Below are 9,542 nucleotides of genomic sequence, written 5' to 3'. Positions count from 1 at the left end.
GTGCTGGCGCTCGCGGGGCTGGGCGCGGCCGTGCCGGGTCCGGTGCTGACCGAGGCGGCCGACGTGCGCCTCCTCGTCTTCGCCCGCGACCCCGACTCCGACGGACATGTGCGCGCACGGGCGCCGGGGCGGCTCCTCCCGGCCGTCTAGCCGCGCCCGCGGCGCCCGACGGCCAGAAGCGACCTCTTCCCTTCTGCCGTGAGGACCACCATGGACCTGTCCGCCTTCCCGCCCCTCGCCGTCGTCCTCGACGGCCTGCACACCGTCGTCGTCGCGCTGAGCGACCTCGTCGAGCCGATCGCCGGCGCCTCGTCGTCCGCGCTGGCCGTCGTGCTCCTGACCCTGGCCGTCCGCGTCCTGCTGGTGCCCGTGGGGGTGTCGCAGGTGCGGGCGGAGATCGGCCGTCGCCGCCTGGCGCCCGCCCTCGCCGACCTGCGTCGGCGGATCCGCGACCCCCAGGCGCTGCAGCGCGCGACGGCGGCGCTCTACACGTCGGAGAAGGTCTCGCCGTTGGCGGGCTGCCTGCCGACGCTCGCCCAGGCGCCGGTGCTCACGGCGGTCTGGTCGCTGTTCTCGCACCCCGTGATCGCCGGGCACGCCAACGCCCTGCTCGGGCACGTCCTGGCCGGGGCGGCGCTCGGCGCCTCGCTGGTGGGCTCGGTCGGTGCTGTCGTCGGCGGCGTCGCGGCGGGTGCCGTCTGGCCCTTCGTGGTGCTGCTGGTCGTGCTCGCGCTCGTCGTCGAGCTGCGACGACGGGCCGATCTCCGGGCAGCCGGCCCGCTCGTGGCGGCGCCCGGGCAGGAGGCGCTGCCCGGCCTCGCCACGGTCGCGCGCGTGCTGCCCTTCGTCACCGTCGTCGTCGCGGCGTCCGTCCCGCTCGCCGCTGCCCTGTACATGGTGACGAGCGCGGCGTGGACGCTGGGGGAGCGGGCGCTGCTCCGCCGGGTGCTGGCCTAGGAGGCACCGGCACGCGGAGGCCCCGGCGCGACGAAGCGCCGGCGCGAGGAAGCGCGGCCCACGACGGAGGGCCCGCCCCTGCGACTGCAGGTGCGGGCCCTCCGGGGACGCGGGCGACGTGCGCTCGCGACGGGTGCGACTACGGCGCGAGGACGAACTGGATCTCGAGCGTGACGGTGACGTCGTTGCCGAGGGTGAAGCCGCCGGCCTCGAGGGCCGCGTTCCAGGTCACGCCGAACTCGGTGCGGTCGATCTTGGTGGTCGCCGAGAAGCCGAGCTTGGTCTGGCCGTAGCCGTCGACGACGAGGCCGCCGAGCTCGCTCTTCAGGGTGACGGGCTTGGTCACGCCGCGGAGGGTCAGGTCGCCGTGCACGAGGAACGCGTCGTCGCCCTTCTCCTCGATGCTGGTCGAGACGAAGGTCATCTTCGGGTGCTCCTCGGCGAGGAAGAAGTCGCCGGTCTGGAGGTGGCCGTCGCGGTCCTTCTGGTTCGTGTTGACCGAGGCCACGTCGATGGACGCGGTGACCTTGCTGGCGGTGTGGTCCTCGGCGGTGACGAGCGAGGCGTCGAACGACTCGAACGAGCCCTTGACCTTGCTGATGGCGAGGTGGCGGACGCTGAACGAGACCTCGCTGTGCGTGGGGTCGAGGGTCCAGGTGCCGGCGGGGATCTTCTCTGCGGTGATGGCCATGGTGTTCTCCTGCTGTTCTGTGGGCTTCGTGGTGAGTCGTGCGGTGAGATCTGGATCGGTGACGTGTCACCGAAGGTCGGTACGAGTATATGCAAGCGCATCCTCCCGCGCGACATTCCCGATCTCCGGCACGAGATCGGGAACGTCGTCGCCGGGGTCGCGCCCGCGGGGCGGGCGGCTCAGGCCGGGCGCTGGGCGGGCGAGACCGTCTTGGCGGGGTCGCGCTCCGCGAGGTCGCCGAGCGCCTCGTCGATCTTCGTCATGACCTCGGCGGGCAACGTCACGCCGGCCGCCTTCACGTTGTCGGCGACCTGCTCGGGGCGTGAGGCCCCGATGATGGCGGAGGCGACGTTGTCGTTCTGCAGCACCCACGCGATGGCGAGCTGGGCCATCGAGAGCCCCAGGTCGGCGGCGATCGGCTCGAGGGCGGCGATGCCGGTCAGGACCTCGTCGGTGAGGAAGCGCTTGATGGTGTTCGCGCCGCCCTTCTCGTCGGTCGCGCGGCTGCCGGCGGGCAGCTCGGCGCCCGGCTTGTACTTGCCGGTCAGGACGCCCTGCGCGACGGGGGACCAGACGATCTGGCTCAGGCCGTGCTGCTTGCTCGCGGGGACGACCTCCTGCTCGATGACCCGCCACAGCATCGAGTACTGCGGCTGGTTCGAGATGAGCTGCACGCCGAGCTTCTCTGCGAGCGCGTGGCCGGCGCGGATCTGCTCCGCGTTCCACTCGCTGACGCCGATGTAGAGCGCCTTGCCCTGGCGGACGACGTCGGCGAAGGCCTGCATCGTCTCCTCGAGCGGGGTCTCGCTGTCGTAGCGGTGCGCCTGGTACAGGTCGACGTAGTCGGTGCCCAGCCGTGTCAGCGAGCCGTCGATCGACTCCAGGATGTGCTTGCGGCTGAGGCCCGTGTCGTTGTGGCCTGCGGGGCCGGTCGGCCAGTAGACCTTCGTGAAGATCTCGAGCGACTCGCGGCGCTCGCCGGCGAGCGCCGCTCCGAGCACCGTCTCGGCGCCCGTGTTCGCGTAGGCGTCGGCGGTGTCGAAGGTCGAGATGCCCGCGTCGAGGGCGGCGCGGACGCACTGCGTCGCGACGTCGTTCTCGACCTGCGACGCGTGCGTCAGCCAGTTGCCGTAGGTGATCTCAGAGATCTTGAGACCGCTGTGTCCGAGGTATCTGAATTCCATGGGCTCACGCTACGCGCGTCCCGGGCGCGAGGCGAGCGAGACCCGGGACGGCGATGTGAACAGCGCGTGACGTCAACCTGGCAACCAGCACACAAGGGCGTACCCCGGGCAAACCCCCTTACGGGGGGCCCCCGAATCGGTGTCATGCCCGACGCCACCGCCCTCGACGAGAGGGTGACCACCCGACCGGCCGACGCTCCCGGCGTCGCCCCTGCCGCCGCCTCCTCGGCGACGTCTTCCGTGCCCGCCCGCGCCGCCGTCTCGGTGCGCGTGGCGAGCCGCCTCCGCGAGCTCGCGACCTTCGGCCTCGTCGGCGGCATCGCCTTCGTCGTCGACGTGGGCGTCTACAACCTGCTGCGCGTCACGCTGCTCGACGACAAGCCGATCGGCGCGAAGGTGATCTCCGTGATCATCGCGACCGCCGTCGCGTGGCTCGGCAACCGCTACCTCACGTTCCGTGCCGACCGCGGCCGTGCCGTGCTCAAGGAGGCCGTCGTCTTCGGCCTCGTGAACGTCGGGGGGCTGGCCATCGCCTCCCTGTGCCTCTTCGTGTCGCACTACGTGCTCGGCCACACCAGCCAGCTCGCGGACAACATCGCGGCGAACGGCGTGGGGCTCGTGCTCGGCACGGCGTTCCGCTACGTCGCCTACCGCTGGTTCGTCTTCGCGCCGGCCACGGCCGACGCCCGCTGACCGCACCACCCGCACCGCGCACCACCCGAACCGCGCACCATCGGCACCACCCCGCTCGCGGCACCCGACCGTCGCGATCCGGAGACCACCGACCACCCCTGACCCGACAGGAGAACGACCGTGTCGACTGACCCGACGCACCCCGTGCACTCCCTGCTCGCCGCCGGCGAGCCACAGCCCCTGCTGACGCCGCAGGCACCCACGAGCCCTGACCAGTTCGTGCCCAACCGCGGTGCCACGTCCGGCGCGGGGGAGGCCCTCTCGGGCTTCTCGCTGCCCGACTGGAGCCCCTTCGAGTGGATCGGCTACTCGTCGCTCGTCCTCGTGTCGCTGCTGCTGACCGCGGTGGCCGTCTCGACGCTGTGGTGGATGCTGCACGCCTGGCGCTCGAAGGACAACCTCGAGGGCAGCCAGTTCAGCTCCGACCCCCTCGACGCGCGCCACTCGTTCACCCTGCTGGTCCCCGGACGGCACGAGGAGGAGGTCATGGGCCAGACCCTCGACCGCCTCGCGCTGCAGGACCACCCCGACTTCGAGATCATCGCGATCGTCGGCCACGACGACCCGGGCACCGAGCGCGTCGCCCGTGAGGCCGCGGCACGCCACCCCGACCTGATCCGCGTGGTGGTCGACTCGAGCGTCCCCAAGAACAAGCCCAAGGCGCTCAACCTCGCGCTGCAGACCTCGCGCGGCGAGATCGTCGGCGTGTTCGACGCCGAGGACGAGGTGCACCCGCGCCTCCTGACGCTCGTCGACTCGCGCTTCAGCGAGACCGACGCGGACGTGGTCCAGGGCGGCGTGCAGCTGATGAACTTCCAGACGAGCTGGTGGAGCCTCCGCAACGTGCTCGAGTACTACTTCTGGTTCCGCTCGCGCCTGCACTTCCACGCCAAGGAGAAGTTCATCCCCCTCGGCGGCAACACCGTCTTCGTCCGCAAGGACTGGCTCGACTGGTCCGAGGGCTGGGACGCCGAGTGCCTCGCGGAGGACTGCGAGCTGGGCGTCCGCCTGTCGAGCGCCGGCGCGAAGGTCGTCGTCGCCTACAGCCCCGAGGTCGTCACCCGCGAGGAGACCCCCGGCACGTTCGTGTCGCTGCTGAAGCAGCGCACCCGCTGGAACCAGGGCTTCATGCAGGTCTACGGCAAGGGCGAGTGGAAGAAGCTGCCGCGCCTGCGCCAGCGCCTCATGGCCCGCTACCTGCTGACCATGCCGTTCATCCAGGCAGCCACCGGCCTGCTCATCCCGATCTCCGTGATCCTCATCTTCACGATCAAGGTGCCGACGGCCATCGCGCTCGTCTCGTTCATCCCGCTGGCGCCGACCCTGGTGCTGCTGGCCGTCGAGTTCACGGGCCTCCGGGAGTTCGGCCGCACCTACGGCCAGAAGGTCCGGGCCCGCGACTACTTCCGCCTGATCTGGGGCCTCATCCCCTACCAGATCTTCCTCGCCCTCGCCGCCGTGCGAGCCGTCTTCCGTCAGATCCGGGGCATGAACGCCTGGGAGAAGACGGAGCACACGGGAGCCCACCGCCCCGCCGAGACCCCAGCCCCGCAGGAGGCGCCCCGCGCGTCCCAGCAGGAGCCCGCCCTCGCCATGACCGGAGGTGACCGATGACCAGCACGCTGAACCGCCCGACGGCGGTCGACGACCGCATCGCCACGGCGCCGCGTCGTCCCGGCACGCCCGTGCAGCCTGCCCCCGCACGCTCGCCGGGGTGGCTCCGCCGCCACGGCGCCAGCCTCGTCTGGCTGCTGCCCCTGATGGCGATCGCCGCCGTCGTGCAGGCCTTCAACATGGCCGGCTCGCCGCAGCGGATCGACGACGAGGGCACGTACACGGCCCAGGCCTGGGCCGTCCAGAACCTCGGAGAGCTCGCCCACTACACCTACTGGTACGACCACCCCCCGGTGGGCTGGCTGCAGATCTCGGCCTACACGGCCCTGACCGGTGCCTTCGACCGCTACGACGTCGCGGTGCTGGCCGGCCGCGAGGCGATGCTCGCCTTCACCGTCGTCGCGGTCGCCCTGCTCTGGCTGCTCGCCCGCAAGCTCGGCCTCAGCCGCCCCGCCGCGGCCGTCGCCGGCCTCGTGTTCGCCGTGTCGCCGCTGGCCCTCCAGTTCCACCGGACGGTCTACCTCGACAACGTGGCCACGCCGTGGCTGCTCGCCGCGTTCGTCTTCGCCCTCAGCAAGCGCTACCAGCTCGCCGGCTTCGCGGCCGCCTCCGTCTCGTTCGGCATCGCGGTGCTCTCGAAGGAGACGTACCTGCTCGCCCTGCCGTTCCTGGCCTGGATGATGTGGCGCGGCGCCGACAAGTCGACCCGTCGCTACACGCTCTCGATCGCGGGCAGCCTGCTCGTGCTCGTCGGCCTCGGCTACGTCGCGCTCGCCGCCGTCAAGGGAGAGCTGCTGCCGGGCGCCGGCCGGGTCAGCCTGCTCGAGGGCATCCAGTTCCAGCTCGCGACCCGTGAGGCGAGCGGCTCGGTGTTCGACACCGGCAGCCTCTTCTTCGCGACGGTCTCGCAGTGGTGGCAGCTCGACCAGGTGCTGATCGTGGTCGGCACCCTCGCCTCCGTCGTCGGCCTCTTCATGAAGCGGGTCCGTCCGGTCGCCGTGATGATGGTCTTCCTGATCGCCTTCATGTTCCGTCCCGGCGGGTACCTGCCGGTGCCGTACGTGATCATGCTGCTGCCGTTCGCGGCGCTGCTGATCGCCGCGGTCACGGACGCCGCCGTGAAGTCGGTGCGGGCGCGCCGGGCCGGCGCCGTGTCGACGGCCGCGGTCCGCACGGGGTCCGTCACGTGGATCGCGCTCACCGTCGCCGCCGTGGTGGCGCTGGTGCCCCTCTGGGCCGTGCAGCTACGCGGCTTCCTCGACTCCGACCTGGACGCGCCGATGCGCAACGCCGAGACCTGGGTCGAGACCAACGTCCCGAAGGACAGCCGCCTCCTCGTCGACGACGCGGTGTGGGTCGACCTGGTCCGTGCCGGCTTCGCCCGGGACAACGTGATCTGGTTCTACAAGATCGACACCGACGGCGCCGTCCAGGCGCAGTCGCCGAACGGCTGGCGCGACTCGGACTACCTCTTCGAGACCGAGTCGGTCCGGACCTCGGGAGCAGGGTCGCCCGACGTGCGCTCGGCGCTCGAGAGCTCGACCGTCGTGGCCTCCTTCGGCGACGGTGACCAGCAGGTCAACGTCCGCCGGATCGACAGCGACGGCGCCGCCGAGGCGCAGCGCTCCGCGGACGCCGCCGCCGCCGCGCGGTCCGCCGCCGGGGCCGAGCTCGCCCAGAACCCGGACCTGCAGGTGTCGGCCACGTTCGACCAGGCCCTCCGCGACGGCCGCCTCGACCCGCGTGCCCTCATCGTGCTCGGCCAGCTCGCGGCCGTGGCGCCGATCTCGGTCGCCGACCCCGCAGCCCTGCCGGGCGAGCAGGAGTCCGTGTTCCGGCAGTTCGACGTCACGCCGCAGGGCGGCGAGACCGTCGCGCAGCTCGACACGCTCCTCCGGGGCCTCGGCGACACCTACGAGCCGGCCTCGATCGAGCCGCAGGGAGACGGCCTCCGCATCACGTTCTCCGCGGTCGCCCCGTCGGGCGTCCTGTCCGACTGACCACCGCGTCGGGGGTCGTGCACACGACCCCCGACACCCCTCCTCACCGCCGTCGCGCCCTCTCGGACGCGGCACCCGACCGGAAAGGAACCGCCCTCATGGCTTCACTCCACAGCAGCACCGCACGCACCGCCTCCTCGACCACAGCCTCCTCGACCACCGACTCCTCGACCCTCACCCCGAGGCGCCGTCTCGTGACCGTCCTCGCCGTCACCGCGGCGACCGGCGTGGCCCTCGCCGGGTCGCTCGTCGGCGCGTCGCCCGCACACGCCGCCGACGGCGACGGCTGGGTCCGCGTCGGCCACCTCTCGCCCGACACCAAGTCGGTCGACGTGACCCTGACCTCGCTCGCCGGCGGCCAGGTCGTCATGGACCTCGACGACGTCACGTTCGGCCAGGTCAGCCCGTACCAGGCGCTGACGCCCGGCACCTACGTCGTCTCGATGACCGCCGCCGACGCACCCGCCGACGCGAAGCCGGTCATCACGACGAACGTCACCGTCGACAGCGGACAGCCGATCACGGCCCTCGCCTACGGCCCGAACGACGACCTCGAGACCCGCGTCGTCAAGGACGACCTCACCCCGCCCACGGACGGCCAGGCCAAGGTCCGCCTGTTCCAGGCCGCGACCGTGAGCAAAACCGTCTCGGTCGCGACGACGACGGGCACGACCATCGCGTCGAAGGCCTCGTTCGGCAGCGCCAGCGGCTACGCCGAGGTCGCCGCCGGTCCCTGGAGCCTCGACCTGACCGGCCAGAAGGTCACCGGCACGAGCGACGTCGACCTCGCGGCCGGCAGCATCAACACGCTGTTCGTGCTCGACAACTCGACCGGCGGGCTCACCGTCGTTCCGGTCGTCGACAGCGCGGCCACGGCGCAGGCCCCCGTGGGCGGCGTCCAGACGGGCGGCGGCTACCTGGCCGAGCACCCGGCGAAGGACGAGCCCGCGGGCTTCTGGGCCACCGTCCGCAGCTGGTTCGGGGCCTGAGATCCCGAGGAGGCGCGGTGAGCGACCACCGTCGCCGCGCCTCCTCGGGACCCGCCCGCAGCACCCTGCACGCAGCACGCAGCACCCCGCACGGACTCCGCTCCGTGAGCCACACCGAGACCCTCAGAGGAACGACATGACGAAGAAGACGAAGGCACTGCTCGCCGCAGTGGTCGTCGCGGCCGTGGCCGTGACCGCCGGCATCGCCCTCCTCGTCGTCGGAGCACCCGGCGGCGCCCCCGACCGCACCGCCGGGGGGCCTGCCGAGAGCAGCGACCCCGGTACCGGCGACAGCACTCCCGACGCCCGCAGCGCCACGCAGATCGGCGAGGACTTCCTCGACGAGTGGGTGGACGACGACGGCCGCGTCGTCCGACGCGACCAGGGCGACGACACCGTCAGCGAGGGGCAGGCCTACGGCATGCTCGTCGCCGCGGCCGTCGGCGACGAAGACCGCTTCGCCGCCATCTGGGACTGGACGAAGGAGGAGCTGGTCCGGCAGGACGGACTGCTCGCCTGGCGCTGGGCCGACGGCGCCGTCGTCGACGACATGCCCGCCAGCGACGCCGACGTCGACGCCGCCAGGGCGCTCGTGCTCGCCGGCGCCGCGTTCGACCGACCCACCTGGACCGCCGACGGGATCCAGCTCGGCACGCACGTGCTCGACGAGATGACGGCGAGCACCGACGTGGGGCGCATCCTGCTCCCCGGCCCCTGGGCCGCCGGCTCCGGCCCGTGGTCGTACAACCCCTCCTACGCCGCGCCGGCCGCCTTCGCGCAGCTCGGCGAGGCCAGCGGCGACCCCCGTTGGGCCGAGCTCGAGCAGGGCTCCCGCGCGGTCACGACGAACGTGCTGACCGCCACGGCCCTGCCGAGCGACTGGGCGCAGGTGCAGCAGGACGGCACCGTCGTCCCCCTGCCGAGCGCCGACGGCTCGTCGGGCACGGTCCAGTACAGCTACGACGCCGGTCGGCTCGCCCTGCGGTACGCCGAGTCGTGCGACCCGGTCGACGTCGCGCTGGCGGCCCGGCTCGCGCCGGTGCTGCAGCGCTACCCCGACCTGCCGATGCAGCTCGACCTGGGCGGCCAGGAGATGGGCCAGGACCAGAGCCCGCTCGCCTACGCCGCCCGTGCCGCCGCGCTCGCCAGTGCAGGAGAGCCCGACGCCGCCGCGGCCGACCTCGGACGTGCCGACGCGCTGGCGCAGTCGACGCCGACCTACTACGGCGCGGCCTGGGCCGCTCTCGCCTCCCTCCAGCTCGACGGCGAGGGCTCGGCCCTCGGCGCCTGCTCGCCCTTGGCGGTGTCCCGATGACCGTGTCGCAGTTCGTCTCGTCGCACCGACGTGCCGCGATCGCGCTCGGCGCGGCCGTGCTGCTGCTCGCCGGGGGCGCCACCGTCGCCGCCGTCGCGG

Annotated in this window: 9 protein-coding genes; 7 read left to right on the top strand and 2 right to left on the bottom strand. The window is 72.5% G+C overall.

Features of this window, described 5'->3' with window-relative positions; translation table 11 throughout:
* Positions 1-150, top strand: coding sequence for a DUF6412 domain-containing protein (locus RWM17_RS14055; RefSeq protein ID WP_399540357.1), 150 nt, complete (start codon positions 1-3; stop codon positions 148-150).
* A 60-nt stretch (positions 151-210) separates the two neighbouring features.
* On the top strand, positions 211-957 hold the full coding sequence (locus RWM17_RS09055; RefSeq protein ID WP_314102901.1) for a membrane protein insertase YidC: 747 nt from the start codon (positions 211-213) through the stop codon (positions 955-957).
* 139 nt (positions 958-1,096) lie between these two features.
* Here the strand turns inward: RWM17_RS09055 and RWM17_RS09050 are convergent, their stop codons facing one another.
* Positions 1,097-1,648 (bottom strand): YceI family protein, encoded by a 552-nt coding sequence (locus tag RWM17_RS09050; RefSeq protein ID WP_192041204.1) that lies wholly within the window; start codon positions 1,646-1,648, stop codon positions 1,097-1,099.
* A 179-nt stretch (positions 1,649-1,827) separates the two neighbouring features.
* A complete protein-coding gene (locus RWM17_RS09045; RefSeq protein ID WP_314102898.1) occupies positions 1,828-2,832 on the bottom strand; it encodes an aldo/keto reductase family protein in 1,005 nt (334 codons plus the stop codon).
* Between the two features lie 144 nt (positions 2,833-2,976).
* Between RWM17_RS09045 and RWM17_RS09040 the strand changes: the two genes are divergently transcribed.
* From RWM17_RS09040 to RWM17_RS09020, 5 genes are all read left to right on the top strand, one after another.
* The gene (locus RWM17_RS09040; protein ID WP_314102895.1) at positions 2,977-3,525 is read left to right on the top strand and encodes a GtrA family protein; all 549 of its coding nucleotides are present in this window, start codon (positions 2,977-2,979) and stop codon (positions 3,523-3,525) included.
* Between the two features lie 120 nt (positions 3,526-3,645).
* Positions 3,646-5,139: a glycosyltransferase gene (locus RWM17_RS09035; protein WP_314102893.1), complete on the top strand. Its 1,494-nt coding sequence runs from the start codon at positions 3,646-3,648 to the stop codon at positions 5,137-5,139.
* The gene (locus tag RWM17_RS09030) at positions 5,136-7,139 is read left to right on the top strand and encodes a hypothetical protein (RefSeq protein ID WP_314102890.1); all 2,004 of its coding nucleotides are present in this window, start codon (positions 5,136-5,138) and stop codon (positions 7,137-7,139) included. The genes RWM17_RS09035 and RWM17_RS09030 overlap by 4 nt, the downstream gene beginning before the upstream one ends.
* Positions 7,140-7,237: 98 nt before the next feature.
* Positions 7,238-8,128 carry a DUF4397 domain-containing protein gene (locus RWM17_RS09025; RefSeq protein WP_314102887.1) on the top strand — a complete coding sequence of 297 codons (891 nt, stop codon included), beginning with the start codon at positions 7,238-7,240 and terminating at the stop codon, positions 8,126-8,128.
* Positions 8,129-8,264: 136 nt separating this feature from the next.
* Entirely contained in the window at positions 8,265-9,443 is a 1,179-nt protein-coding gene (locus RWM17_RS09020) for a glycosyl hydrolase family 8 (RefSeq protein WP_314102886.1), read from the top strand.
* The last annotated feature ends 99 nt before the right edge of the window (positions 9,444-9,542 follow it).

The sequence above is a fragment of the uncultured Frigoribacterium sp. genome, assembly GCF_963515265.1.
In the GTDB taxonomy this organism is placed as follows: Bacteria; Actinomycetota; Actinomycetes; order Actinomycetales; family Microbacteriaceae; genus Frigoribacterium.
The sequence above is the reverse complement of the archived record's forward strand: the minus strand, read 5'-3'. Positions and strand labels throughout refer to the sequence as shown.